The organism is Arthrobacter sp. KUASC02 (genome assembly GCF_059739395.1).
The window spans coordinates 730,395-757,214 of sequence record NZ_AP046053.1; the positions used below are offsets into that span (position 1 = coordinate 730,395).

General features: G+C 65.7%; 22 protein-coding genes. 12 read left to right on the forward strand and 10 right to left on the reverse strand.

The genetic code is table 11. The features are described from left to right. Positions 1 to 6 precede the first annotated feature (6 nt). Entirely contained in the window at positions 7 to 510 is a 504-nt protein-coding gene (locus tag AC6JAC_RS03355; RefSeq protein WP_497963435.1) for a GNAT family N-acetyltransferase, read from the reverse strand. A gap of 80 nt (positions 511 to 590) precedes the next feature. On the opposite strand from AC6JAC_RS03355, the gene AC6JAC_RS03360 reads away from it, so the two are divergent. Both AC6JAC_RS03360 and AC6JAC_RS03365 read left to right on the forward strand, forming a co-directional pair. Continuing rightward, positions 591 to 1,391 (forward strand): alpha/beta fold hydrolase, encoded by an 801-nt coding sequence (locus tag AC6JAC_RS03360; RefSeq protein WP_497963436.1) that lies wholly within the window; start codon positions 591 to 593, stop codon positions 1,389 to 1,391. Between the two features lie 351 nt (positions 1,392 to 1,742). Next, the gene (locus AC6JAC_RS03365) at positions 1,743 to 2,087 is read left to right on the forward strand and encodes a DUF3846 domain-containing protein (RefSeq protein ID WP_497963437.1); all 345 of its coding nucleotides are present in this window, start codon (positions 1,743 to 1,745) and stop codon (positions 2,085 to 2,087) included. 244 nt (positions 2,088 to 2,331) lie between these two features. Here AC6JAC_RS03365 and AC6JAC_RS03370 read toward each other — a convergent pair whose 3' ends face one another. Both AC6JAC_RS03370 and AC6JAC_RS03375 read right to left on the reverse strand, forming a co-directional pair. Continuing rightward, entirely contained in the window at positions 2,332 to 3,564 is a 1,233-nt protein-coding gene (locus AC6JAC_RS03370; protein WP_497963438.1) for an amidohydrolase family protein, read from the reverse strand. Positions 3,565 to 3,649: 85 nt separating this feature from the next. After that, positions 3,650 to 5,107 (reverse strand): DUF3100 domain-containing protein, encoded by a 1,458-nt coding sequence (locus tag AC6JAC_RS03375; RefSeq protein WP_231511082.1) that lies wholly within the window; start codon positions 5,105 to 5,107, stop codon positions 3,650 to 3,652. 142 nt (positions 5,108 to 5,249) lie between these two features. On the opposite strand from AC6JAC_RS03375, the gene AC6JAC_RS03380 reads away from it, so the two are divergent. From AC6JAC_RS03380 to AC6JAC_RS03395, 4 genes are all read left to right on the forward strand, one after another. After that, positions 5,250 to 6,737 carry an amidohydrolase family protein gene (locus tag AC6JAC_RS03380; protein ID WP_497963439.1) on the forward strand — a complete coding sequence of 496 codons (1,488 nt, stop codon included), beginning with the start codon at positions 5,250 to 5,252 and terminating at the stop codon, positions 6,735 to 6,737. Between the two features lie 190 nt (positions 6,738 to 6,927). After that, positions 6,928 to 8,265: an amidohydrolase family protein gene (locus AC6JAC_RS03385; protein WP_497963440.1), complete on the forward strand. Its 1,338-nt coding sequence runs from the start codon at positions 6,928 to 6,930 to the stop codon at positions 8,263 to 8,265. Between the two features lie 21 nt (positions 8,266 to 8,286). Beyond that, positions 8,287 to 9,273: an ornithine cyclodeaminase family protein gene (locus tag AC6JAC_RS03390; protein WP_028269781.1), complete on the forward strand. Its 987-nt coding sequence runs from the start codon at positions 8,287 to 8,289 to the stop codon at positions 9,271 to 9,273. A 42-nt stretch (positions 9,274 to 9,315) separates the two neighbouring features. Next, positions 9,316 to 9,981, forward strand: coding sequence for a GntR family transcriptional regulator (locus AC6JAC_RS03395; RefSeq protein WP_028269782.1), 666 nt, complete (start codon positions 9,316 to 9,318; stop codon positions 9,979 to 9,981). A 66-nt stretch (positions 9,982 to 10,047) separates the two neighbouring features. Here AC6JAC_RS03395 and AC6JAC_RS03400 read toward each other — a convergent pair whose 3' ends face one another. The 5 genes from AC6JAC_RS03400 to AC6JAC_RS03420 all read right to left on the reverse strand — a co-directional run bounded on the left by AC6JAC_RS03400 (position 10,048) and on the right by AC6JAC_RS03420 (position 16,118). Beyond that, positions 10,048 to 11,424, reverse strand: coding sequence for a DUF3100 domain-containing protein (locus AC6JAC_RS03400; RefSeq protein ID WP_497963441.1), 1,377 nt, complete (start codon positions 11,422 to 11,424; stop codon positions 10,048 to 10,050). Beyond that, a complete protein-coding gene (locus AC6JAC_RS03405) occupies positions 11,421 to 12,644 on the reverse strand; it encodes an amidohydrolase (RefSeq protein ID WP_497963442.1) in 1,224 nt (407 codons plus the stop codon). Before AC6JAC_RS03405 ends, AC6JAC_RS03400 begins: the two co-directional genes overlap by 4 nt. Positions 12,645 to 12,651: 7 nt before the next feature. Next, complete coding sequence (locus tag AC6JAC_RS03410) at positions 12,652 to 14,199, reverse strand: aldehyde dehydrogenase family protein (protein ID WP_497963443.1); 1,548 nt, start codon at positions 14,197 to 14,199, stop codon at positions 12,652 to 12,654. Positions 14,200 to 14,234: 35 nt separating this feature from the next. After that, entirely contained in the window at positions 14,235 to 15,146 is a 912-nt protein-coding gene (locus AC6JAC_RS03415; RefSeq protein ID WP_454699506.1) for an NAD(P)-dependent oxidoreductase, read from the reverse strand. A 72-nt stretch (positions 15,147 to 15,218) separates the two neighbouring features. Next, positions 15,219 to 16,118, reverse strand: a complete 900-nt coding sequence (locus tag AC6JAC_RS03420; protein WP_497963444.1) for a MurR/RpiR family transcriptional regulator — start codon at positions 16,116 to 16,118, stop codon at positions 15,219 to 15,221. 145 nt (positions 16,119 to 16,263) lie between these two features. Between AC6JAC_RS03420 and AC6JAC_RS03425 the strand changes: the two genes are divergently transcribed. Further along, positions 16,264 to 16,977, forward strand: coding sequence for a GOLPH3/VPS74 family protein (locus AC6JAC_RS03425; RefSeq protein WP_028269788.1), 714 nt, complete (start codon positions 16,264 to 16,266; stop codon positions 16,975 to 16,977). Positions 16,978 to 16,984: 7 nt separating this feature from the next. On the opposite strand, the gene AC6JAC_RS03430 is transcribed toward AC6JAC_RS03425, so the two are convergent. Further along, the gene (locus AC6JAC_RS03430; RefSeq protein WP_028269789.1) at positions 16,985 to 17,377 is read right to left on the reverse strand and encodes a VOC family protein; all 393 of its coding nucleotides are present in this window, start codon (positions 17,375 to 17,377) and stop codon (positions 16,985 to 16,987) included. Between the two features lie 207 nt (positions 17,378 to 17,584). On the opposite strand from AC6JAC_RS03430, the gene AC6JAC_RS03435 reads away from it, so the two are divergent. Beyond that, positions 17,585 to 18,604, forward strand: a complete 1,020-nt coding sequence (locus tag AC6JAC_RS03435) for a LacI family DNA-binding transcriptional regulator (protein ID WP_028269790.1) — start codon at positions 17,585 to 17,587, stop codon at positions 18,602 to 18,604. Between the two features lie 12 nt (positions 18,605 to 18,616). Here AC6JAC_RS03435 and AC6JAC_RS03440 read toward each other — a convergent pair whose 3' ends face one another. Then, on the reverse strand, positions 18,617 to 20,770 hold the full coding sequence (locus tag AC6JAC_RS03440; protein WP_497963445.1) for an alpha-L-rhamnosidase-related protein: 2,154 nt from the start codon (positions 20,768 to 20,770) through the stop codon (positions 18,617 to 18,619). Positions 20,771 to 21,044: 274 nt separating this feature from the next. On the opposite strand from AC6JAC_RS03440, the gene AC6JAC_RS03445 reads away from it, so the two are divergent. The 4 genes from AC6JAC_RS03445 (at position 21,045) to AC6JAC_RS03460 (ending at position 26,818) form a co-directional block, all read left to right on the forward strand. Beyond that, positions 21,045 to 22,352, forward strand: coding sequence for an ABC transporter substrate-binding protein (locus AC6JAC_RS03445; RefSeq protein WP_454699503.1), 1,308 nt, complete (start codon positions 21,045 to 21,047; stop codon positions 22,350 to 22,352). An 81-nt stretch (positions 22,353 to 22,433) separates the two neighbouring features. After that, a complete protein-coding gene (locus AC6JAC_RS03450) occupies positions 22,434 to 23,345 on the forward strand; it encodes a carbohydrate ABC transporter permease (RefSeq protein ID WP_156037070.1) in 912 nt (303 codons plus the stop codon). Beyond that, positions 23,342 to 24,169, forward strand: a complete 828-nt coding sequence (locus AC6JAC_RS03455) for a carbohydrate ABC transporter permease (protein WP_347897780.1) — start codon at positions 23,342 to 23,344, stop codon at positions 24,167 to 24,169. The genes AC6JAC_RS03450 and AC6JAC_RS03455 overlap by 4 nt, the downstream gene beginning before the upstream one ends. Positions 24,170 to 24,199: 30 nt before the next feature. Then, complete coding sequence (locus AC6JAC_RS03460) at positions 24,200 to 26,818, forward strand: family 78 glycoside hydrolase catalytic domain (protein WP_497963446.1); 2,619 nt, start codon at positions 24,200 to 24,202, stop codon at positions 26,816 to 26,818. Positions 26,819 to 26,820: the final 2 nt, after the last annotated feature.

Consider the following 26,820-nt stretch of genomic DNA (forward strand, 5'->3'; position numbering starts at 1 on the left):
GTTCGGTTAGAGGCGGAGTTCCATAAAAACGCTGTTGGGATCCAGGGAGTAACCGGCAAAGGGAGGGCACTCAGTGAATCCGTTGCGGACGTACAGGCGCCGCGCGGGCGCGAAATAGTCCTCGGTTCCGGTCTCAAGATAGATGCGCTCGAAGTCCCGGGACCTGGCCGCGTCCAGGATGTGCCGGAGCATCAGGGTGGCGACGCCCCGCCCCCGCGCGCTTGCTGTGGTGCGCATGGACTTGATTTCGCCGTATCTGGCCGGGCCGTGCTTCGCTGATTCGTGCTCCGCTGAGCCGGGCGGGGAATCGAGGACCTTGAGCGCGCCGCAGCCCAGGAGCTCGCCGTCCTCGCGGGCCGTCCAGAACGTGATGGACGGAGCGGACAGCGCTGAATGGTCGAGTGCGTGCACGCTTTCGGCCGGCGAGGTGGCGAACATGTCTGCCAGGTGCTCGCTTAGGAGTTGGCTGACGTCGTCCCGTGCGGGGTCGTCCTCGTCAATGTGGATCATCGCCCCAAATTTACCGGCGGTCCGAGCCACTATGAAAACCGCCACAGCGCCCTGCCCGTCCGGAAAGATACAGTGTCACCGTGAACATTGCCTTGGCCCCGGATGGCGCCGCGCTGGCGTGGACCGAGCAGGGCCACGGGGAGCCGCTGCTGCTGATCGCCGGGCAGGCAACGGCCATGGACGGCTGGGGGCCAACCGCGGAGGCGCTGGCCGAACATTTCCGGGTCATCCGCTTCGACCACCGGGGAATCGGCAGGAGCAGCGACGGCGACGCCGACCGGTACACCACCAGGTTCCTGGCCGCCGATGCCGCCGTCGTCCTGGCCGCCGCCGGCGCCGAACGCGCCCATGTGTACGGTCACTCGATGGGTGGCAGGATCGCCCAGTGGCTCGCCATTGATCATCCGCAACGTGTCCGCGCGCTGGTCCTGGCCGCGACGAGCGGCGGGAAGCTGGCCGGGGCGGAGCCCTCCCGGGAAGCCATGGACGCGCTGGTCAGCGGCGATGCCGGCCGGCTGGCGGCGTTGTTCTTCGATCCCGCATGGGCGGCGGACCACCCCGACGCCGTCCGCGTCTTCTTCAATTCGCGGGCGTCCGCCTGGGCGAAATCCCGCCACTTCCGCGCCAGCCGGGAACACGATGCCTGGAGCCGGCTGGCGTCCGTCCAGTCACCAACGCTCATCCTCCACGGCACCGCAGATCCGTTGACTCCGCTGCAGAATGCCGTCCGGATGCACGGGCACATCCGCCGCTCCACACTGGTCAGGGTTCCCGGCGCCGGCCACGGCCTTCACCTGGACCGTCCCGAAACCATCCAGTGGATCCGGCAATTCATCACGGCTCATCACGGCAAAACCGTCACCGTAAAAGCACCGCAGTAAAACGCCGCCGCGCCATGCAGCCAGCGGTATTTTTTGGAAACTGGCATAAAAAATATAAGTGTGTATGGTACTGGGTAAGCACAACACATTGAAAGGTGTGATTCCAATGTCGGGAAAATCGCTTAGAAGCGCTGACGCCAAAAAATCGGGAAAATCTATTCTCGAAAAGCGTGCTGATAAAAAAGCCAAAAATGAAACTAGTGAAATCCAGTTCATCAAGCCGCGGAAGAACCAGCGCTAACATCCTGCGGGCGGCCGAACGGGAGACTCCTAGCCCCCGTCGGCTGCCCGCGCCACTCGCCACTCGCCGCATTGGCGCCTTTCAGCCCGTTCAGTTCCAAGGACAAGACCATGAACACTCCCTGCAACGCACTGATCGTCCCGTCCCGCCTCACCCAGCCGGTGCGCGTCGAAGCCGTGAATACGGACATGGCCGCACTGCAGAAACTGATTGCGGGAAACATCGGATCCATCACGGGCGCAGACTGGCATGTCTTCCTGAATGACGAGGGAAGCCGCATGCCCCAGAACCCCAGGGCCGAGGTGCTCATCCGTGAGGCCGGCGTCGATATCGACGACTGTGTTTACGGCACAGCGGTATTTCTTGGCCACACAAAGTATGTTCAGGAATCGGATGTTCCACGCCATATAATTCTTCTGGCTGAGCACCTTTTCGAACTTCCGCTGGCTGCTTGATCAGCAAAGTATATAAATTAGTGGATTAGCGTAATTGTATTTGTCGGGAAATGATTTCGTCGAGTTGGATCTTTGTTTCGTCCCAGAAAAATTCTGCTGATCAAAAAACCACGAAACCGTCAGGCCGGACGGTAACGCCCCGCCGTCGCCCGGTTCACCACGCCACTGTCCTCGCGGGGACGCTGACCGGGGTCTCCGAAAGGGGCCGGCGACAGCCGGCCAGCCAGCCCGGCAACTCGGCTGACTACGCCGCCGAACTCGGAATAACAACCAGGCCGTCGGCGACGAGCCTGCCGTCGTGGATGACGGTGCGGTCGGTGCCGCGGTCCATAACCGTGCTGGTGACCGTCTCGCCGTCGACCAAGACGATATCGGCCCGATCCCCCGGAGCCATCCCAGGCCGATGGTCCGGACTGGTGAGCCGCTCGACGCTGCGGTCCATGATGGACGCGCCTCCAATGGTGGCGATCGCAGCACAGTGCTCGATCAGCCGGTCCTTGCGGAGCCGGTGCGTGAAGGCCAGCTGCCAGGCGCGGTCGAGCATGTCGCAGTTGCCGTACGGGCTCCAGTAGTCCCGCTGGCCGTCCTCGCCCAAACCGATGCGTATTCCGGCCTCGGTCAGGCGGGCCAGGTCGAACTGCGTGCCGCCGGTGGCCGGGGCGACCGTCGCCCACGCGACGTCCAACTCGCCCATCTGCTCCACCAGCCGGGCCGTCACATCGGGGTGGACGTTGGCCAGATCGTAGGCATGGGACAGCGAGACGCGTCCTTCCATACCCAGTGCGCGAATGCGTTCGAAGACGAGTTCCGCGCTGAAGACGCCCAGGTGGCCCGGCTCGTGCAGGTGAATGTCGATGTCCACTCCGTACTTCTCCGCCAGGCCGAACACGATATCCAGGTGGCGCACGGGGTCACGGTCGAGCTGGCACGGGTCAATGCCGCCGATGGTTGTCGCACCCGCACGCAGGGCCTCTTCGAGGAGCGGAACAGTGCCGTGCTCGAGCAGCAGCCCGGCCTGGGGAAAAGCCATGACCTCCACGTCGGCAGCGTGGGCGAAGCGCTCCTTCGCAGCCAGCACCGCCTCGAACCGCTCAAGCTTGCAGTCCACGTCGATCTGCGCGTAGGAGCGGACGCGCGTGGTGCCCCGGGCAATCATTCGCTCCAGCGTTCCCGCCACGACATCTTTGTAGGGAATGGGGGTGTCGCGCCAGTTTTCACGGTCATTGCACATCATGTTCCACACACCCGGGGAGCCGGTGTGCTCCCGGAAGGGCAGCCCGATCCGCGTCGAATCGAGGTGGACGTGTACGTCGGTAAACGCGGGCAGTGCGATTCGCCCGCGTCCGTCGATCGTCCCGCCAACGGCGTCGGCACCCTCGACGGCGGTCCCTGCCGTGTGTACGGCGGCAATCCTCCCCTCGCGAACCTCGAGGTCTACGGTGTCCCCGCCCCAGGGGCGGACATTGGTGATGAGCATGGTTCATTCCTTTCGACTGGGAAGTTAACGACGGCGGGGAGGGCTCCGGTCCGCGGGGTCCGGCGCCCTCCCACAGCAGCATGTACTAGAAGTGGAAAGCAACCTGTGCGATGACGGCCGCGGCAAGGAAGCTCGCAGTGAATGTCAGCAGGGCGACGATGACAATCTTCCAGCTCAATGAGCGCAGCGCCTTCACATCACGGCCCAGCGACATGCCTATGAGTGCAATCATGGGCAAACCCGCGAAGAGGACATTGATGTGCTGCGTGGTGGAAGCGATAAAGGGACCGAAGGGCAGGAACGTTGCCGAGGCAATGGTGGCCAGGGCCAGAACCCAGATGCTGGAAGGAACTGCCGGCACGAGCTTCGCAAGGACCAGGGCGACGGCGGTCAGCGCAAGCAGGATGAGCACGCCGACAACATCCAGCGGCCGCGCTGAACCGGTGCCGAGGGCGTTCAGCAGGACGCCGGCAACTCCGGTGGCGGCGAACGCGATGAGCCACGTCCTCGGCGTCCTGACAACAGCGGGGTCCGCTTCGATCCCGTTGACGTCCACTGTTTCAGTGCCGGACGCATCCTCCGCGTCCATCGCCGCACTGCCCGGGCGCAGTGAGCTCGAGCCGCCCGTTTGGGTCGTGGCAGCAGCGCCGACCAGGGCGCCGCGGCGGACGCGACGGCCGAGGTCGTCCCGTCCGAAGATGCGGGACCACATCTTGTAGAGCTTTTGGCACATGGGCAGTGCGATAAAGACGCCGGCGTAGAAACCGACGATGTTGGTGACCAGATTGGAGAGGGCGGCGAGGGCCATGATCTCGCCGGCCATCTCCGGGTACAGGATGGACAGTGCGCCCACGCCGCCGAGCATCATGGAAGCGGATCCGAGTCCCAGTCCCAGTGCGAGGGCTCGGGGATCAAAGAATCCCAGGCCGCCGAGGAGACCTGCCAAGAGCGAAATGAACACGGCGCCGAAGACGCTGCCCAGTACCCAGACAGCAAACACGCCCCGGTACTCGGGGGAGCGGACGCCGAAGCGCTGGATGGCGAAAGCGAGGTAGGACTCACGGTCGATCGACCACGTGGCGCCGATCGCGGTGCGGCCCAGGCCCAGCGCCACGGCGACTGGAAGGGCAAGGATCACCGTGCCCACCACATGGCCCACTTCCTGCAGCAGGATCGCTGGGCCGATGTTGGTGAACTTCGTCAGTGACGGGCCGATCTGCGTGCCGAGGCCTGCCAGGAAGAAGACGATGGACACGTCCATAAGATGTGTGGAGACTGCACGGGCGCGCCCTCCGATGGGTTTCCATCTCTGGACTCCGAGGAATCCGCCGATAAGCACAGTCCACAGGATCGGCATCAGAACGATGGCGGCCGGGCCGAGATGGAATTTGTGGGTCCCGATCATGATGGCGACGGCACAGACAGCAGTGGAGACCGCGATCATCGCGAACCACAGGGCTGGCCGGGCACGGAAAGTACGTGACGGTACCGCGTCCACTAGGACGGATACGGAGCCGCCTGTGGTCTTCGCTTCATTGCGCATGGCGCAGGCCTTTCGAGGGGGATGGGGTCAGGACAAAGACTTCTCGCATTTCGCTGAACCGAGCCTTTGGTATACCAAATGACTGTATACTCGGACTCATTGAGAGGCAAGTCACATTTTCGGCAGTCCACCAAGGAGCACGATGTACACGAAAATTTCCGCCCGCTATGTTCTTGGGTTCGATGGAACCCAGCACACACTCATCGCGGACGGCGAAGTGGTCTTCGACGGAGATTCCATCGTTTTCGTCGGACGCAACTATGACGGTCCCGTCGATGAGGAACGCGACTATGGCCAGAGCCTGGCCATGCCCGGCCTGATTGACCTGGACGCCCTCGCCGACATCGACCACCTCATCCTGGACTCGTGGCCTTCCTCCGATGTAGCCGCCGGCCACCTGTGGTCAAGCGACTACTTCGCCAACCGCCGCCGGGACGTGTTCACTCCGGCGGAGCGCGCCACGGTCCGCGAATTCGCCCTCGCGCAGCTGGCACTGCACGGCATCACCACCTACATGCCCATCGCTTCAGAGATCCACAGCGCCTGGGCTGAAGGGCTCGAGGAGCTCGTGGAAATGGCCGAGACCAGCCGGCGGATTGGACTGCGCGGCTACCTTGGGCCCTCCTACCGATCGGGGGTCCATGTCAGCGCGGCGGCCGGCGGACGCGAAGTCCACTTTGACGAAGCCCGCGGTTTGGCCGGGCTTCGCGACGCGGAACGCTTCCTGGACCACACCGCTGGCCTCGCCGATCCGCTTATCACCGGCGTCCTGCTGCCCTGCCGCATTGAAACGCTGTCAGAAGACCTCATGCGCGAGACGGCGCGGATCGCCCGGGAGCGGGACGTGATTGTCCGGCTCCATAGCCTCCAGTCCCCCCTCGAGGATGAGCTTCTGCAGCGCTCCGCGGGGAGCGGCGTGCTGGAACTGCTCGAAACCACAGGCCTGTTCGGCACCCGCCTCCTCATCCCGCACGGAGTGGTGATCGACGCCAAGGACCCCGCCGCGTCCGCTCCCGGAGGCCCCCTTGACCTGCTTTCCCGTCATGGCGTCAGCATTGTTCACTGCCCGCTGACCTCCTTCCGCTACCAGAAGCAGCTTGTTTCGTTTGACCGTTTCCGTGCGGCAGGCGTCAACCTGTGCCTGGGCAGTGACTCGTTCCCGCCGGACCTGGTGCGCGGCATGGACGTCGGCATGCACCTGACCCGGCTCGTCGAGGAGCGGCCGGACGCCGGGAGCCTGGCGGACTACTTCGATGCCGCCACTCTCGGCGGCGCCAGGGCACTGGGGCGGGCCGACCTGGGGAAGCTGGCACCCGGCATGCAGGCCGACATCACGGTAGTTTCGCTGGGGCATTTCGGCGACGGCGTGGTCGAAGATCCGCTGCGCACGCTGGTGCTCAACGGCACGGCACGCCAAGTGACTGACACGTTCGTAGCGGGGCGCCCCGTGGTGGTGGACGGCGGTCTGCCCGGGATGGACCTCGGCGCGCTGCGGGCTGACGGGCAGCGGCTCTTCGACCGGATGACGGCGGCCTACTCGGAGAGGGACCTCCTGCGCCGGGAGCGCAGCGAACTGTTCCCGCCCACGTATCCGCACGCGGAAATCACCGCTCGGGCCCACGTGGGTTGAGGGCTGTTCCCGGCACTCCCAGTCACAGCACCCTCTTGGCTTGGTATACCAAAACGAGTAGTGTTAGTGCGTACGGGGCTCTCCGGCATCCTGTGGGGGATGCTGATCCGCCCCTCCTCGACCGCGATTTTGACCCCCTGACTCCGGCGCCCGCACTGCTGCGGAGCGGCCCCTTCCCCCTGGAGAAACTATGTGCCTGCACGACCACACCCCGGCTGCCCTTCCTCCCGCCGCAGTTCCGCGCCGCGGCATCCTCGCCGGGGCCGCAGCCCTCGCCGGAATCTCGCTGGCGGGCCTGGCAGCCCAGCTGGGAACCGCCCCCGCGGCTAAGGCCGCCGGCAACGCAGCGAGCTTCGGCTACCCCGGGCACCCCGCTTCACCCCAGCCCTTGATCATCGAGGGGGGCACCATCGTGGACCCCAAGACCGGCGATGCAGTGGCAGACGGTGTCCTTGTGCTGGAAGGTGGCAAAGTCACAGCGGTTGGCACCCGCGACGAAACCCGCCGTGCCGTAGCCGCCCTTGCCGGCCAAGCCCGCACCTTCAACGCTTCCGGACGCTGGGTCCTTCCCGGCCTCATCGACGTGCATGTCCACGCGAACGCGCTGTCGGATGCACGTGCCATCCTGCAGGGCGGAGCCACCAGTGTCAGGAGTGGCTCAAGCAGCTTCTACCAGGACGTCGCCCTCGCTGCCCTGCCCGCCTGGGCCGCCGGCGCCTCGCCCCGGATGAGCCCCGCGGGCCTGTTCATCTCACCCGAGCTGGGGGACTCCCTCCTCGCTGACCCGGACCTGGCACCGCTCGCAGCCCTGTCAGGGGGAGTGACCGAACCAACCGACCTCGCCTACCTCACCCGGGTCAACCTGAAACGCGGCGCCCAGGTGATCAAGACAAGGGCCAACCCCCGGGCGGGCCTGCTGGAGCAGGACCCCCGCGAACTGGTCTACAACTTCGAGCAGCTGTCCGCGGTGGTCAAGGCCGCAGGCAAAGCAGGCGTGCTGTGCCATGCCTACAGCGCGGAAGGGATCGACGGCGCGGTCCGGGCCGGTGTGCGCAGCATCGAGCACGGTGTCTTCGTCAGCGAAGAGACCATCTCCCGGATGGCCGGCCAGGGGACCTACTTCACTCCCACCTTGGATGCCATCACCAGCATGGCAGGCTCCGCAAACCCCATCCTTGCCGCCCGGGGCAAGGAGTACACACCCATCATCAAGGCGGCCGTAAAAGCCGCCCACGAAGCCGGAGTCACCGTCGTCGCAGGCACGGACTCCTTCGGATCCGACGTGACACCGATCGGCACGGAGGTGCGCCTGTTGACCGAGGCTGGGCTTTCGCCGCTGGACGCCTTGCGGGCCGCGACGGTAAATGCCGCCGCCCTGCTCGGTTGGAGTGAGAACGCGGGAAGGCTGGTGCGCGGTTCCTTCGCTGACGCCGTCATCGTGGACTCTGATCCCTTGACCAGCGGCACGGCCCTGGAAGAAATCCGGGCTGTGGTGGCGCAGGGAGTCCTCGTCCGGAACAACCTCTAATCCGCACCGGGAAAAGCCATCATGACACTGATTCTCAAAGCCTCCGAGCTCCAGGCCCTGGCCGACATGCCCGGGACCATCGCCGCCGTCGAACGCGTATTCGCCGGTCTCAGCCGGGGAACTGCTGTTCAGCCGGCACCGGATTCCCTTCTCCTGCCGTCCTCGGACGCGCGGTTCCTGCCGATGGCGGCGCTGTCCGGCGCCGAGGAGCTGGCTTCGGTGAAGCTGCTGGCGGACATCCCGGCCAACCATGAGTCCGGCCTGCCCACCCAGCGCTCCACCATCATGCTTGTCTCCCAGCTGACCGGCGAGACCCTGGCCATCCTGGACGGCAAAGTCCCCACCCGGGTCCGCACGGCCGCTGCCAGCGCCGTGGCCACCAAGCTCCTTGCGAGGCCGGGCAGCACCACCTTGGGACTCGTCGGCGCAGGCGCCCTGGCCGTGGCCCATGTGGAAGCGATGCTGGCCGTGCTTCCGATTGAGAACGTGGTGGTGTGGTCCCGGTCAGCGGACACGGTTGCCGCCTTCTGCAGCGAGGTTTCCCACTACGGCCTCACCGTCACGCTTGCGTCCAGCGTCCAAGAAGTCGTGGAGGCTGCCGATGTGCTGTGCACGCTCACGCCGGCCGTTGAGCCGCTGGTCAAGGGCGAGTGGTTCAAGCCCGGGCAGCATGTGAACGCCGTCGGATCCCGTCCCCGGGCGGACCACCGGGAGATTGATTCCGCCGGTATGGTGCGGGCGAGGGTTTTTGTGGACAACCTGGCCACTGCCCGGGCAAAGTCCGGCGGCCTGATCATCCCTGTGACCGAAGGTGTCATGAGCTTCGAGGACGTGGAAGCCGAGCTTGGCGACGTGGCCGCGGGCACAAGAGCAGGACGCCTTGGCGATGAGGACGTAACCTTGTTCAACTCGGTGGGAATCGGTCTGCAGGACCTTGCCATCGGGCGGCTCCTCTACGACGCTGCGCTCAAACAGGGCGTTGGCACCCGCGTGGCGCTGAATAACTGAGAGACCGCGGACTTCAGGCGCCGCAGCACAACGGAGGCATGAATGACAGTCCAGGCGGAACCCGCATCCTCGGCTGACACTGCCCGGGCGCGGATCCGGGAGCTGATCATCTCAGGTGACTTCGCGCCGGGATCCCGGCTCCGGGAACGCGAGCTGTCCCAGACGCTGGCTGTATCCCGGGTGCCCGTGCGCGAAGCCCTGCAGCAGCTGGAGGCCGAAGGCTTCATTGACGCCTCGCCACGCCGTGGCGCCACCGTCAAGCAGATCACCCTGCGCGACGTCAACGAGCTCTTTGACGTGCGGCTCAGCCTGGAGGTCCTGGCTGCGCGCCTCGCCGCCCAGGCCGCCGCGAGGGGGCAGTCGTCGGCCGGGCTGCAGCAGATCATGGACCAGGCGGAGGACGCAACGCTGCGCCATGACCACGCGCAGATACCGTTGATCAACACGGCCCTGCACGCAGAGATCGTCGCACTGGGCGGCAACTCGCTGCTGGAGTACTCCATGAAGCCCCTGCTGGGAAGGATGCAGTGGCTCTTTACCCTGACCGGGCACCGTGACCCCCAGGTTCAGTGCGCCGAGCACCTTAGCCTGTGCAAGGCCATATACGACGGGAAGGCGGAGCTGGCGGCGGCGCTGGCCTATGCGCATGTGGAGTTGGGCCGCGAACCGTCGCTCCAGGGGCTGGCCGGCCGCCTGCCTGAAAGCTGACCGAACGCAAACGGACGACGGCGGAATCTCCCGCCGTCGTCCGTTCACTTTGGAGCAAGCTCCTTATCAGTGCCAGAGTCCCAGGGCGAACTCTGCGATTACCGTGGAGAGGAGGAAGGACGCCGTGATGGCCACGAGCCCCACGGGGATGATCTTCCAGCCGATGTTCTTCAGCAGCGGAATGTCCTTGCCCAGCGACAGGCCGGCGAGCGTCAGCATCACGGTGGCGATGGACAGGAAGTCCACGGTCTTGATGGCGGCCGTCAGGGGCCCCGCGGCGAAGAACCATGGGCTCGAAACGTACGCGCCGATGGTGGTGATGTACACGATGGCCGAAATCTTGCGGGTGACCTTCGCCAGCCCGATGCTGAGCAGGACCAGGGCCAGCATGATGCCGTACCCGGCCACAATGGACAGGCTGAACCCCTTCGCCGCCACCGACGCCGTGCCGATCCCCAGGACCGTCAGGACTGACAACGAGAGCCAGAGGGGCAACCTGATGGCCGCCGACGACTCTGCAACGCGCTCGCGGAACAGCCGGTTCTCCTCCGCCTGGGCAGCTTCCCGGTCAATGTCGGCAGCCGAACGTTCGGCAGGCGCTCCGGCCGTCACGGCAGCGGCTTCGCGCGCCGTCTGTTTGCGGGTAAGGGCTTTGTAGAACTTGTCGGCCAGCGGCAGCGCGATGTAGATGCCTACGTAGACGCCCAGGACGGTGGTGATCAGGTTGGACACGGCCGCCATGCCCAGGATGGCTTCCTGGTCCGCCGGGTAGGCGGCCACGATGCTGGCCGCGGAGGCCGCCATCATGGAACCGGATCCCACGCCGGCGCCCATGGCCAGGGCCAGCGGATCGAAGATCTTCCAGTTGGCCACCAAGGAAGTCAGGAGCGTGATGAACACCGCGCCGAACAGCGTCCCGAAGACGTACATGGCCAGCACACCGCGGTACTGGTCCGAGTCCGGGCCGTATTTCTCGGAAACCATGGCGAAGGACGGCTCTCGGTCCAGCGAGAACGTGGCGCCCACGGTCGCTTTGCCCATCCGGAGCAGGACGGCCAGGGGGAGCGCCAGCACGATGGTGCCCAGCAGGTGGCCCACCTCCTGGAGGAGCAACGCCGGACCCGCCTTAAGCAGGGTGGGCAGGCTGGGCCCGATGTTGAAGGCCAGCCGGGCCACCAGCAGCAGCACGGCGACGCCCACCAGGGCGGCCGCAACGCGCTGCAGGTCCAGGCCAAGCGGCTTGAACTTCTGGACCGACACCAGCAGGCCCAGAATGAGGCCCCACACCATGGGGAAGATGATGATCGAGCCGATCCCGACGTCGATCTTGGCCTGCCCGATGAACTGGACCGCCAGCGCAATGACGAAGGCCAGGGCGGCAATCGGGAGGGTCAGCTTGGTGCCGGCCTTGTCCGTCCGCGCCGTTTTAGTAGTGCTGCTCATGATGTGCCTTCCTGGGTGAAAGTACGACGGCGGTATGCCGCTTTGGTGAAGCGTTCCCGTTCTGCGGGTGTTGAGGCTGCCGCGGCGATGGTCCAGGCCAGCGCGGTGGCGGCCTCGAACATCACCCCGTACGCCTCCGGAGTGTTCGCCAGTGCGGCGAACGCGTGGGAGTGGATGGGGACATCGGCGCCCGGAATGCTGAGCCACGGATGCAGGGACGGGATGACCTGGGAAATGTTGCCCATGTCCGTGGAGCCTCCGCTGAGGCCGGACGAGCGGGAGGTGTCCTTGCCGAACGCGTGCATGGCATCGGTCCAGTGCGCGGCGAGGGCGTCGTCCTGGAGCAGCGGCTCATAGAGCGGTTCGGTGGCCTCGATGGCGAGCGTGGTTCCGGTGGCCAGCGCCGCCCCTTCGAAGCAGCGGCGGACCCGCTCCAGCAGCGCCTCGTATTCCGGCAGCGTGAACGCCCGGCACTCGAACTGCACCACCGCCCGTTCCGGAATGATGTTGGTGACGTGTCCGGCCTCGGCCACGAAGCAGGCGATGCGGTGGTCCGCCGGGATCTGCTGGCGGAGCAGACCGATGGCCACCTGGCTAAGCACGGCGGCATCCGCTGCATTGATGCCCTGATGCGGGGCTGCCGCAGCGTGCGCGGCCTTTCCCGTGAAAGTTGCCTTGTACCGTCCCACGGCCTGGGCGCTGGTGCCTGCCGGGTTGTAGGTGAGCCCGTCCTGGACGGGATGGACCATCAAAGCCAGCCCCACGCCGTCGAACGCTCCCTGTTCCAGCATGAGCACCTTGCCGCCGCCGTGCTCCTCGGCCGGCGTGCCGATGGCCTTCAGCGTGATGCCCAGCTCGTCCGCGTAGGGACGCAGGGCAAGGGCTGCAGCCACCGAGGCGCCTGCGATCAGGTTGTGCCCGCACGCGTGCCCAATGTCCGGGAGGGCATCGTATTCCACGCACAGCGCCACGGTCAGCCCGCCGCTGCCGGCGCTCGCGGTGAATGCCGTGGGCAGCCCGCCGGTGCCGCGTTCCACCTCGAAGCCGCCCTCCTCCAACAGCTTTGCGATCGCTTCAGCCGAGCGGACCTCCTCGAAGGAGATTTCCTTGTGGGCGTGGATTTCCTGCGCCAGCGCCTGGACTTGGGGTTTCCAGCGTTCGACGGCGTCCGCAACTGCCGTGCGGAGCGTCGCCGAGGCGGTGGAGTTTGTGGTTTCCATGAGTCTCCTAGTAGGACAGCGACGGGAAGGGAGAGCCCGCTGCGCGGGTGGGAACCCAGATGGCCTTGGTCTGGGTGTATTCGTCCAGCACGCCGGGGCCGGAGGAGCGGCCGTGGCCGGAATCGCCGAATCCGCCGAACGGGACTGCCACGTGGATGGTCTTGTAGGAGTTGATCCAGAACGTGCCGGCCTTCACCTCGCGGGCAACGTGGTGGGCGCGGGACACGTCCGAGGTCCAGACGGCACCGGCCAGGCCGAAGTTGGTGTTGTTGGCCCGGGCGATGGCTTCGGCTTCGGTGTCGAACGCGTCCGCGCCCACGACGGGACCGAAGACTTCGGTGGTTTCGAGCCGGTTCGCGGGGGTGACGCCGTCCAGAAGGGTGGGCATGACCCAGTGGCCGCCGGCCAGGTCGGACCCGGCCAGCGCCTCCGGAATCGTGGCCCCGGTAACCCGGCGGCCGCCGTCGTGCATTCCGGCCTCGATGAGCGAGGTGACTGTGGCGAACTGCTGGGCGGTGATGATGGGACCCACCTCGGTGTCCGGGCTCAGGGGATCGCCGACGCGCAGCCGCGCGGCCTTCGCGGCCACCAGCTCGACAAACCGGGCGTGCACGCTGCGCTCCACCAGGAGCCGGGACCCGGCGACGCAGGACTGGCCGGCACCGGAGAAGATGGCGGAGATGGCGCCGTCCGCGGCGCGGTCCAGGTCGGCGTCGGCGAACACGATGTTGGCGCTCTTGCCGCCGAGTTCCAGCAGAGCGGGGATCCCGGCCTGCGCGGCAGCGACGGCCACGCGGCGGCCGGTGGGGACGGAACCGATGAAGCTGATTTTGCCCACGCGCCGGTCGGTGGTGAGGGTGGCGCCGACGGTCTGTCCCAGCCCGGCGGCGACGTTGAAGACGCCTGCCGGAAGTCCGGCTTCGTGGGCGATCTGGGCGAGCCGGACCGACGAGGCGGGGGTGAACTCGCTGGGCTTGATGATCACGGCGTTGCCGGCCGCGAGCGGTGCTGCGGAGTTCCAGCCGGCGGTGAACAGGGGAGCGTTCCACGGCGTGATGGCCACAACCACGCCCCAAGGCACGCGCTCGGTGTAGGTGTGCCAGTTGCCGGGGACGGGGATGGTCTGACCGGTCAGCTTGTCCGCCCAGCCGGCGTAGTAGCCGAACATTTCGGCCACCTTGGCGGCTTCCACCCGGGCGTCGCGGATGGGCTTGCCGGTGGTGGCGGACTCGAGGATGGCCAGCTCTTCGGCGTGCCGTTCGACGGCGGTGCTGACGTTGCGGAGGATGGCTGCCCGCTCGAAACCGTTCAGGGCGCCCCAAACCGTTGCGCCCGCCGTCGAGCTTTCCAGGATGGCGTTGGCGCCCTCGGTGCCGGGGTCCGCGTAGGTGGCAAAAGGTTCACCGGTGGCAGCGGCGGTGAGCCTGATGCTCTCGCCGCTTCCGGTGACGACTTTGCCGTCAAGGAAGGCGCCGAAGCCGTTCGGGAAGGCGGCGTCAAGGACGGCGCGGGCAGTGGCTGCCGAGGAGGTGGTGGGTGCTGTGGTGATGCTCAATGTGGTGTTCCTTTGGGGCTGAGGGCTGGAGGGGTTCAGGCGACGGCGGCCGTGCCGGGTGCGCCGGCGGGGGTGATGGCGGGGGCGACGGTCCTGGCGATTTCGGTGAAGTCCGCGCGCGGTCCGAGGGCGGCCAGGGCGTCCTGCCACTGGCTGGCGACGGCTCCCAGCAAGGACGGGTTTTCGCCGATCTGCCTGGCGACGTCCACTGCAAGGGCGGCATCCCTGGCCATCAGGCCGAGGGAAAACCCTGAATCGTGCGTGCCGGTCAGCACCCAGTTGGGGTACATGTTGGCGGAGACTTTGCTGCCGCCGGAGGCTTCGCTGATGCTGGCCGCCGCCGTGGCGGGATCGATGCCGTAGGCCTTGGCGACGCCGAGGGCCTCGCCGACCGAGACCAGGTTGGCCGCGGCCAGGACGTTGTTGAGGAGCTTGACCACGTTGCCGCTGCCGGGGCCGCCGATGTGGCTGAACTTGCCGCCGGTGAGGGCGAGCAGGACGGGCTCGGCAGTTTGGAGGGCGGCATCCGTTGCTCCGACGAAGGCACTCAGGGATCCGGCTGCGGCGCCGTCGCGACCGCCGGAAACCGGGGCATCCACGAAGGCTGCGCCCTGTTTTTCGGCAAGGTCGGCCATCTGTTTGCTGGTGGCGGGCTCGGAGGTGGTGGTGTCGATGATTGCGACCGTTCCCGGCTTTGCCAGGAGTTGGGGAACGGTGGCTTCCACGATGCTGGCTGCCGGCAGGGAGAGGACGGCGTAGGGGGTTCCGGCGACGTCCTCCAGGCTCGCGGTGGTGGCGATGCCGGCGGCCGAGGCGGCGGCCCGGGCTGCCTCGGAAGGGTCGAATCCGGTGACGGCCCAGCCGGTTTTGTGCAGCGTGGCGGCCATTGCTCCACCCATGGCTCCAAGGCCAATGACGGCTATGCGGCGGTCTGTGCTGGTGTTCATGAACTGCTCCTGGAATATGCGTGTGGGGGTGTGTCGTGCGTGCGTGGAATGTTTGGTGCCAAGGGCATGCGGTCAGTCGAGGTAGATGTCCAGGTCTTTCCACAGCTGCTGGGTGCGGCGGATGGCGGCGCGGCTTCGTTCGGGATGTGCCGCCTCCATGCCCGCGAGCAGCCCGTAGACCACCGAATTTGCCGCGGTCACCGACTGGAAGAAGGAGATGCCTTCGGAGGCCACAATGAGTAGGTGGTCAGCAGCGGCGGCAAGGCGGCCGCGGCGCATGTCGCTGATGGCAATGACCGTGGCGCCTGCTTGTTTGGCGGCTTCGGCGGTGACGATGATCTGCCGAATGGAGCGCCACATGTTGATGACTACCAGGACATCGCCTGCACCAAGGGTGTTGGTGCTGGAAGCCAGGTGGACGCCGCCACGGTTCTCCAGGGCGATGGGGTAGCCCATGGTGGAACCCAGGTGAGCCATCACACTGGCGGGCCCGGCGAAGGATCCAAGCCCGACTGCGGTGATGGACTTGGCAGCGGCCATGGCCGCAATGGCGGCCTCGGCGTCGTCTCCTGTGTTGGAGTCCAGGGTCAGGCGCAAGTTCTCGATGTCATGGTTGAGCGCGTCATGGAGCGGGCTGCGGTGTTCGCCGTGTTCCGTCAGGGTGTCCTCGGTGGAGATCATCACGAGGTACCGCGAGCGTAGTTCCCGCTGGAGATCGGGCCAGCCGCGGTATCCCAGGTGCTGGGCTGTGCGGACCACCGTGGAGTTGTTGACGTCTGCCCGCTGGGCAATCTCGGCAATGTCGGCGTACGAGGAGAGTTGCGGATTGCGGGTGATGACATCCACTACCCGGCTCTGGGCTTTGGACAGCGGCACGTCCGGAAGGGCGTCGCCGAGCCATGCCGGGGAAACACTTCCGGAGCCCGGGGCGCCGGCGGCGCCGGCATCAAAATCGACCGCATTGGTGTTCAAGTCCGGACCTCTTCTGTAATGCACATCACTCTGCAAGGCTGATTGCATCAAATCTACTATGCAATTCTGTTTGCGAAAAGGTTTTTTGGTTTCCGGCTTGTAAAACCTCATTGTGGTCAGCGCCTAACAGGGCCACGATGAGCGTATGGATGCTGAAACACCTCAGGTTGAGGACACGAAGGACATGGAGTTGAGCCTTCCCGAGGCTTTCCTTCTTTTGGCGACGAACGACGCGGACGGCGATCCCGAAGTGCCGGCCTACATTCTCAGGACCACGTTGGCGGGCGCAATACTGGCCGAACTGGAAGTCGTCGGCGCGGTCGGGCTGCAGGGGAAGCACGTCGGCGCTACCGGCGCCGCGCTGCAAACGGACTTCGAACACCAGTTGGAGCTCATCCGTCACAAGTCCCGGCCGCACACTCCCAAGCGCTGGGTGTCCATGCTGGAGGGCCGCGCTGAAGTGCAGCGCGTGTACGAGGGGATGGCCTCCCGTGGCATCGTCGATCACGTTGGTGAAAAGCACCTGGGCGTGTTCACGACCGTGCGGTATCCGGAGAAGGACCACGCGCCTGAGGCGGCCATCCGGCAGAAGGTCCAGGCCGCCCTCGGACTTAAGCCGTCAGTTGCAACGCCGCCCGAGACCGAGGCGCCCGAAGTGGAGCCCGCAGACTCGAAACCGACGGATGCGAGGACCGAGGCCCTTATCGCCCTGCTTGAAGCGGCCGGGCTGCTCGACAGAATGTTTCCGGAGGCTGACCGGGACCTGCCCAGAAGCCTGGCAAAGGACTACTGGCCGGCCCGTGCTGTGGCGGACGAACTGCGCATGATCAGGATGGCGGAGGCAGAAGCAATGACCTAGGTCCGCCCTACCCGCCGGCGGGCTGGAACAGCTCCACCACGTTGCCGGCCGGATCCACCAGCAGGATCTGCTGACCGCCGGGGCCTTTGACGATGTCGTTTCGGAACGTGACGCCCGCGGCGCGCAGCCGGTCCACTTCGGCCGCGATGTCGCCCACGATGAGGTGGATCCGGTTCCATCCGCCGGGTGCCGGCACGGCTCCGTCCGGCATCGGCCGGCCTGCCGAACTGGCCGGCCCGCTCAGCAGGAGCCTCAGCTGGCCCCGGGCGACGTCGGCGAACGCCGGTGCAGCGCTCATCCTGAGGGTGAATCCGAGGTGCTTGGTGTAGAAGTCGACCGCCGCCTCGACGTCGTCAACCATGTAACGGACGCTGACCATGTCCGAGTTGTCGTTGGGCATTTTCTGGCTCCTTTCCGAGCTGGCACCCTTCCACCATTGTTCGGCAGCCGGTTGGTTGGCGCTACCCAGGCGCGGTGCGTTGTGGTGCGGAAAACCAGTCGGGCTCCGTGGCGCCGTCCGGCGTGTCATAGACCGATCCACAGACGGGCATAGACTTGTAGCGTTTCCGCAGGAATCGCGGACCTGTGAGATCCCACTGGAGGCATCATGGCCGAGAACGAGGCCCGCAAGACAACCATCGAGGACGTCGCCCGGGCGGCAGGAGTCTCCAGGGCTGCCGTCTCCAAAGTTCTGCGCAACGCCTACGGCGTGAGTCCCGCAATGAAGCTCCGCGTGGACAAGGCCATCGAGGAACTCAACTATCGGCCCAGCGTCGCCGCCCGGGCCATGCGCGGGTCGAGCTACACGCTGGGCATCGAGATTCCGGACTTCGGGAACCAGTTTTTTACCAGGGTCCTGAGGGGTGCCTCCCGGGCACTCGCCGGCACCAACTACCAGTTGATCATTGCTCCCGCCGAAGAGGGAATGAGGCAGGGGTACCGTGCCATCGAGGCGCTGCTGGACCAGCGGGTTGACGGGCTCATAGCCGTCTCGCCGCTGGTCAGCCAGGAGTGGCTTGAACGCGCGGCCGTGCAGACTCCCATCGTGATGTTCGGCCGTCACGATGAGTCGCCCTACTACGACACGGTCGCGGGTGACGACTCGGCAGGGACGGCGGCCCTGATGCAGCATTTGTTCGACCTAGGCCACCAGCGCATCGCGCACCTGACGATCAACGCCCTCTCCAGCGCGGCCCGGTCGCCCCATGACATCAGGCTCACCACCTACGAAAAGTGCATGGTGGACGCCGGCCTGGCCGGCAACATCCGCGTGATCCGCTGCGGTGAAGGATTGGATCCGTCCTATGAGGCGGCCAGGGACATGCTGGACGAGGGACCGGCCCCGACGGCGATCGTGGCCGGCCATGACGAGCTGGCCCTCGGCGCCCTTCGCGCAGTGATGGAACGGGGCCTGCCCATCTCGGTTGCCGGGTACGACGACGTTCCGCTCGCAGGGCACCCCCTGGTGTCGCTCACATCCGTCAGTCAGCCGGGTGAAGACATGGGGGCGCGGGCCGTGGAAATGCTCCTGGAGCGGCTGGCCGGACGGGACGTCGCTGAGCATGAGACGTACGCGCCTGAGTTGCGGCCCCGGAAAACCACGTATCCACCTGCCAGGGAGTCCTGACAGCGGGCCCGCCTACGCCACGGAACCGGACGGGTGGATGGTCCACCCGCCCGTCGTCACGGAATGCGTCACCAGGCACGGGCCGGCGGCGCGGTGGCCCGCCATGGCGAGGGTAGTTCCCGCCGGCACGTCCACATGCGTCACGGCCGGATCAGCGTGGATGGTGATTTCACCCTGGGGGACCGGGATCACGGCCGCCGCCCACGCAAGGGATCCCAGCGCGGGCCGGACGCGGAACTCAGCCCAGCCGTCCTCGGTGGGTTCGGCTCCCAGCACAATCTGCGGAAGCAGCGCGGCAGGCCCTGAACTCCAGGCATGGCAGAGGCTCTTGCCGAAGGGCCGCCCATACATTTCGTAGCTGCCCTCGCCCGGTGATGCGAACTCCTCCCAAAAGCTGCGGGCACCGGCGTCGAGCATTCCTCCCCAGAGTTCCCGAACGCGGGCGACGGCGGTCTCGGCTTCCCCGGTCATCGCCAATGCGCGCAGCGCAAAGCTGGTCATGAAGGGTGTCCCGGCCCGGTGGGTGCCCAGAAGCGAGGCACGAACTCCCGCTCCGGGCCTGCCCTGTGAGAGTCCGCTCAGGACGGCAAGCATGTTGGCGTACGGGGAGGAGATCGAATCCCCGTCGAAATATTCGCGCCACCCCTGGGCATCTTCGTCCCATGCGTGCTCCATGAGGGTCTCGCGCAGCGTCTCGGCGAGGGCGGCCCAGCGGCGGCTGCCGTCGTGTCCGGCTTGGGCAAGGACGTCGGCGGCACTCCGGAGTGCCCAGAACCACAGCACCTGGAGGGGAGTGAAGGTCCGTCCAGGCTCAATCGAGACGCCCCAGTCGATGAACACGCCGCCGTCGGACGCGTCGGCGAACGAGTCAGGCTCGTCGCCCGGCCGGAAAGTCCCGTCCTTGCCACAATGCCCCGCCAGGTACTCGGTGAAACGGTGGATTTGATGCTTCTCCCTCGCCACATACTCGGCGTCGCCGAAGAACCGTACGTACGAAGCTGTATTGATCAGCCACCACAGGGAGTAGTCGGAGATGCCGTTGATGAATCCGTGCCGCGGCTGGCCCAAAGCCACCAGTCCGTCCCGGACTATCCCGGCGTCGGCAAAGGCATATGCGTTGGAGAGCGTGTTAAGGGCCTGATCACCCATCCACGGCATCCGGTCCCGCTTGATGCCGTCCAACATCAGCCCGTTCATGCAGAGCCGGAGGGTGTAGGCGCTGACATCCCAGATGCGATTGATCTTTTCGTCTGAACAGACAAACGCGCCGCGGCGCGGGACGGGGTGGGCTGATGCCTCGACCGTGACGTCGTGGACCGTTGCGCCACGGACAACGACGTGGCGGAAGCCGAGTTCATGGACCGTCGTCCAGCGCCCGTCCGCCAGCTGAACCACGTCGCGCCGGGATTCGCTGTCCGCGTCCGGTGACAGGGCCTCCTCGACCGATTCGCCGGTGGAAATCCCTGGCACACCCTCGCAGCTGACGACAGGGCGTCCGAGCACCGGAGCGCTCAGGGAAAAGAGGTTCCAGTCCCCGCCGGAACCGGCCGGGTGCGGCCGCACTTCCGCCACGGGCGTGTTTTCGAGGTGCGGCGGAACACCCGCACCTCCCGGGCGTTCGACGGCGGGACTCCAGTGTTGTGCCTCGTCGGCGCCGTTCCTGTGCCCGGTTTGCGCTTCCCACCGAGCTGCCGGGGGCAGCAGATGGCCGTCCAGCACGGCGAAGGTTGCAGGCTGTCCTTCGCGGGCCTGCACCTTCACCAGCAGCCGTCGTGAGCCGGCAGGCAAACGAACGGAGTAGTCACCCTCTGCGGTCCTCGCTGTGGAGGCAAGCTCTCCGTCGACCACGCAGGCGAGCGCGTCGTTGCTCCGCAGGATCATGGTGCCCTCGGCACCGCATAACGGTGTACGGAAGAGCGCCTGGTGGTGGATCAGGCCGTAATTCCGCGCGTAGTGGACGTGCTTGTTGGCAGCGAAGCCGTCGTGAACGAGCCGGTCGAGGAGGCCCAGCTCGTACTGGCCGCGGACGTAAAGCCATGCGGTGCCGGGGCCCGCGTTGGGCGAGGGAGCATCCGGAAGCGCGTCGGCGGAACCAGCGCGTGCGGCTGCCCTGACATCCGCTGCGGAGAGTGGGCGGAAGGAATGCAGCATCAGCGGTTCGGTCATCCTGGGTTCTCCTCCTGGGAGCTCGCTCCGGGCTACCAGACGATGACCCGGGACAAACGTAGAGCGATCTACACTATAGTCGAGGCAGTCCGGCAGGCAAGGGGGGCATTCACTTTTTGAATGATCCGCCACAGCCCTTGCGCCTCAAATGTGATCTGGCTAATATCAAACGTAGATCGCTCTACACAGCCGATATCCGGCTGGAGCGAAGGCCAGAAGGTTTGAAACGTTCCACAAGGCGGCAGTGAAGCCGCCTCGAACCCAGGAGATACGAATGAAGAGCTTTACTCGGCGCTTGGCGCCAGCGGCCGCCGGGGCTATGGCCCTGGGACTGGCACTCACTGGCTGCTCCGGCAGCAGCGGGAACGCCAACCAGACCACCATCACGTGGCTGGTGGACAACGGCGAGAGCACCGTCTCAGCCGCAGAACAGATCGTTGAGGACTTCCAGGCGGCCAACCCCGGCATCAAAGTGGATCTGGAGACCCGGCCGCAGGGCGGAGACGGGGACAACCTGATAAAGACCCGCCTTTCCACCGGCGACATGACGGACGTGTTCTCCTACAACACCGGCTCGCTGTTCCAGCAGATCAGCCCGCAGCAGAACCTCACCCCCATCACCAACGAGCCGTACATTGCCAAGGTGTCCGAGACGTTCAAACCGACCGTAACGGCGGGCAGCGACATCTATGGCGTTCCGGTCGGAACCGGCTTTGCGGGTGCCGTGCTGTACAACAAGAAGGTCTACGAGAAGCTCGGACTGTCCGTTCCGAAGACCTGGGACCAGTTCATGGAGAACAGCCGGAAAATCAAGGACTCCGGTGTCGCTCCGATCCTGCAGAGCTACCAGGCCACCTGGTCGTCCCAGCTGTTTGTCCTCGGCGATTTCGCCAACGTAGCCAAGGCTTCGCCGAACTTCGCCGCTGACTACACAGCCAACAAGACCAAGTACTCCACTGATCCGGCAGCCTTCAAGGGCTTCCAGCACCAGGAGGAGGCAGCGAAGGCGGGCCTGTTCAACGAGGACTTCGCCTCGACCACGTATGAGGAGGCGCTGCAGAAGCTCGTGGACGGCGAAGGGGCGCAGTACCCGATCCTCAGCAGCTCCCTGACGGCGATCCAGCTCACCTTCCCGGAAAAGATCAATGACATCGGATTGTTTCCGCTTCCCGGCGACGACGCCTCCAAGAACGCCCTGACCGTGTGGCTGCCCGGCGGTGCCTACACGCCGAAGACCAGCAAGCATCCCGAGGAAGCCAAGAAACTGCTGGCCTTCATTGCCAGCAAGGCGGGCTGCGACGCGGTGACGAAGGCGGTTGGCGTCAGCGGACCGTATCTCGTGGACGACTGCGAACTTCCGGCTGAAGTACCCGCTGCGGTCAAGGACATGCTTCCGTACTTCGAGGACCCGGCGAAGAACAGCCCTGCCCTCGAGTTCCTTTCTCCCGTCAAGGGCCCTTCGCTTGAGCAGATCACCGTTGAGGTCGGTTCCGGTATCCGTTCCGCGAAGGACGGCGCTGCCCTCTATGACGAGGACGTCACCAAGCAGGCCAAGCAGTTGAACCTGCCCGGCTGGAACTGATCCCAGGACCCCCTGCCGTCCGGGCCGCGACCCGGCCCGGACGGCGATCGGAGACTCACCACCATGACTACACATACGACCATGACGACGCCCAGCGTCCGTCCGCGCCAAATCACCGACGCCCCCCGGCGTCGTCGGGGCCGATCGGCTTATCCGTACTGGTTCTACCTGCCGGCAGCGGTGATCTACACCGTCCTGTTCCTTGTCCCCACCGTGGCGTCGTTCTTCTTCAGCTTCACCCGCTGGTCGCTGTTCGATTTCACCTTCATCGGCCTGGACAACTTCGTTCAGTTCTTCAAGGAACCTGCCCTCATCAAGGGACTCGTCAACACCTTCATCTACGGCGTGGTGACTTCGGGACTCAAAGTGGTGCTGGGCATGCTCCTCGGGGTCCTGCTGACGTCGCAGATTATCGCCCGCGGCTTCCTGCGCTCGGTTCTGTTTTTCCCGGTGCTGCTGTCCAGCATTGGCGTCGGCATGGTCTTCACGGTGCTCATGGACCCGAACAATGGCCTGATCAACGATGCCCTGGCCCTCTTCGGTATCGACGGGCCCAAATGGCTCACCGATCCGGCCTGGGCCCTGATGTCCGTGGCGCTGGTGGACGTCTGGAAAGGCGTTGGCCTGGCCACTGTCATTTACATCGCCGGCATCGTTTCGATTCCCGCCGAGTACTTCGAAGCAGCCAAGGTGGACGGGGCGAGCTCCTTCAAGAGCTTCTGGAACATCACACTGCCCCTGGCCCGTCCCGCCACGGCAACTGTGATCATCCTGTCCCTGATCGGGGGCCTGCGCTCGTTTGACCTCATCTGGGCCATGACGAAGGGTGGTCCGGGCTTCACGTCCGACGTCATCGCGTCCGTCATCTACAAGCAGTACCAGGCCGGGTTCTACGGCCTCTCCACGGCCGGCAACGTGGTGCTCTTCCTTATCGTCACGGCGATCGTCGTGCCCCTCTCCATGTTCCTGAACCGCAAGGAGGTCGAACAGTGACCGCCATCAAACGCTATGCCGCGGGGATCCTCGCCATTGGTGTCTCACTCATCGTTTTCGTTGTCCCGCTCCTCTTCATGGTGCTCACGGCGCTGAAGGACCGGCGCGAAGCGTCAAAACTCGAGTTCACCTGGCCCACGCAGATCCATTTCTGGGAAAACTTCCAGGAGGTTGTGTCCAAACGCAACTTCATGCTCGTTACGGCGTTCATCAACAGCACCATCCTGACCGTTGTCAGTGTCGCGGTGCTGGTGGTGCTGGCCGCGATGGTGGCCTGGGTCCTGCAGCGACGCAAGTCGCGCTGGAACGGGGTAGTGAACTTCCTGATCCTGTCCGGCCTCATCATCCCGCCCGCCGTCGTGCCCACCATCTGGGTGCTGCAGTCACTCGGCCTCTTCAAGACCCTCCCGGGCCTGATCCTGATCGAGGTGGCGTTCGGTCTGTCCTTCTGCGTGATGCTGTTCCGTGCCTTCATCGCCGGCATCCCCAAGGAACTGGACGAAGCCGCCGTGATTGACGGGTGCGGTCCGGTCCGCCTGTTCTTCCGTGTGATCTTCCCGCTGCTGCGCTCGGTCATGGTCACGGTGATCGTGGTGCAGTCGGTGGCCGTCTTCAACGACTTCCAGCACCCGCTGTACTTCCTTCCCGGAGATGCGAATGCCACCGTGCAGCTGACCCTGTTCAACTTCCAGAGCCAGTTCGCCACAAGCTACAACCTGCTGTTCATGAACATCCTGCTCATCACCATCCCGCCCCTGATCATGTACATGTTCTTCAACCGCCAGATCGTTGCCGGCATGACCGCCGGCGCGGTCAAGGGCTGAATGTACGTCACGACTTTCCCTAGGAGCTCCATGACTGCCCCCGTGCAGGCCGAAGTATTCATCCAGCCCATCACTTTTGAACACCTGCCCGGAGCCCTTGGCATCGGCACGGCAACGCCCCGTCTCTCCTGGAAAGCCAGCGCCCCTGCCGGCTGGCAACAGGCCGCCTACCAGTTGTCCATTCAAACCGGCGGGACCGTATGGACCGGCGAGCAGACGGCGTCGACAGACTCCGTTCTCCTCGACTGGCCGGCCGCGCCCCTGTCCTCCGGCGTCAAGGCGGAGGTCCGCGTCCGCGTCTGGGGCGACGCAAACGGCGAGCCGAGCGCCTGGAGCGAAGCAGCCGTCGTCGAACCGGGCCTTCTGCGGCCTGCCGACTGGACCGCCGTCGCAGTCGCGCCGGACTGGGACGAAGACCCGGATTCCGACCGCCGCCCGCCGCTCCTTCGCCGTGGGTTCCGTCTGGCGCGGCCCGTGGCATCGGCCCGGCTCTACGTCACCGCCCACGGTCTGTATGAAGTGGAAATCAACGGGCAACGCGTCGGCAACGATGCACTGTCGCCGGGGTGGACCGTCTATGGTCAGCGCCTCCGCTACTACACCTATGACGTGACTGAACAGCTCGCTGAAGGAGACAACGCGATCGGTGCGTGGCTGGCCGACGGCTGGTACCGCGGGCGCATCGGCTTCCACGGCGGGCACCGCAACCTTTACGGCGACAAGGCCGCGCTGCTGGCCCAAGTTCACGTGACGCACGACGACGGTTCGGTCACCGTGATAGGTACGGACACGGAGTGGCGGGCTGCCTACGGTCCGATCCGCTTCACCGGGCTTTACGAAGGCGAGGAGTACGACGCCCGCGAGCTTCCCGACGGATGGAGCAGGCCGGGCTTTGACGATTCCGGGTGGTCGCAGGTCCGGGCTGTAGCGCGGGACCCGCAAACCCTGGTTGCCCCCGAAGGTCCGCCGGTCCGCTGCACCCAGGAAGTGCGGCCCGTTTCCGTTACCGAAGCGCCCTCCGGCAAACTCATACTGGATTTCGGGCAAAACCTTGTGGGCCGCCTCCGGATCACCGTGGAAGGCACAGCGGGGCACACTGTGACGCTGCGCCATGCGGAAGTCCTCCAGGACGGCGAAATCTATACCCGGCCATTGCGCGGGGCCACCGCCACCGACCGCTTCACCCTGGCAGGGGCAGGCACCGAAACGTGGGAGCCCCGTTTCACGATCCACGGCTTCCGCTATGCCGAAGTGGACGGCTGGACCGGCGGCGACCCGCTGGACCGCATCGTGGCACGCGTGTATCACACGGACATGGAACGGACCGGGTGGTTCGAATGCTCAAACCCCGACATCAACCGCCTCCATGAGAACGTCCTGTGGAGCATGCGCGGGAACTTCGTGGACATCCCCACCGACTGCCCCCAGCGTGATGAACGGCTTGGCTGGACAGGGGATATCCAGGTCTTCGCCCCGACAGGAAGCTTCCTCTACGACTGCTCGGGCATGTTGTCGTCCTGGCTCAAGGACCTGGCAGCGGAGCAGCTTGATGACGGAACCGTCCCCTGGTATGTCCCCTTTATCCCCGGCGGAGACTACTGGACTCCGCTGCGGCCGGGGGCAGTATGGGGCGATGTCGCTGTGCTGACCCCGTGGACGCTGTACGAGCGTTTCGGTGACGCGGGCGTGCTGGCCACACAGTACAAGAGTGCCAAGGACTGGGTGGACCTCGTCGAGCGTCTCGCGGGCCCCGGAAGGCTGTGGGAAAACGGCCAGCAGCTGGGGGACTGGTTGGACCCCACGGCTCCGCCGGAAGACGCCACCCGCGCCATGACCGACCCCTACCTCGTGGCCACCGCATATTTTGCCCGCTCAGCCGAGCACCTGGCCAAGGCAGCCGGGGTCCTGGGCAAGCCCGACGACGAACGCTACTACGCCGCGTTGGCCCGCGACGTTGCACTGGCATTTTCCAAGGCCTACGTCCACGACGACGGCATCATGGCCTCCGATGCCCAGACGGCTTACGCGCTCGCTTTGGTCTTCGGCCTCATTCAGGATGACACGGCCCGGGCCGCGGCCGGCCGCCGCCTGGGCGAACTCGTACGGAATAACGGACACCGCGTGGGCACCGGATTTGCCGGAACTCCGGTTGTCTCGGAGGCGCTCACGCTCGCAGGAGAGAAGGACGCTGCCTACGGGCTGCTCCTCGAGCGGGAGTGTCCCTCGTGGCTCTACCAGCTGGACCAGGGCGGAACCACCATCTGGGAACGCTGGGACTCCATGCTGCCGGACGGAACGGTCCACCCCGGCGAAATGACGTCGTTCAACCACTACGCCCTCGGGGCAGTGGCCGACTGGATGCACCGGGTGGTCGCGGGAATCGCGCCGCTCGAACCGGGGTACAGGCGGATCCTCTTCAAGCCGTTGCCCGGCGGGGGGCTGACGCATGCGTCCGCCCGTCACGAGAGCCCCTATGGACCAGCGGCGATCTCGTGGCGGATCCTTGATGACGGCGCCCTCGAAGCCGAGGTTGTGGTGCCCACAGGCGCAACGGCGAGGCTCGAACTTCCCGGTGCGGAACCCGTGGAGCTCGGCCCGGGCCTGCACACGCGATCGGCACCCCTTTTGGAGGGAAGCCTCCGGCGTTAGGA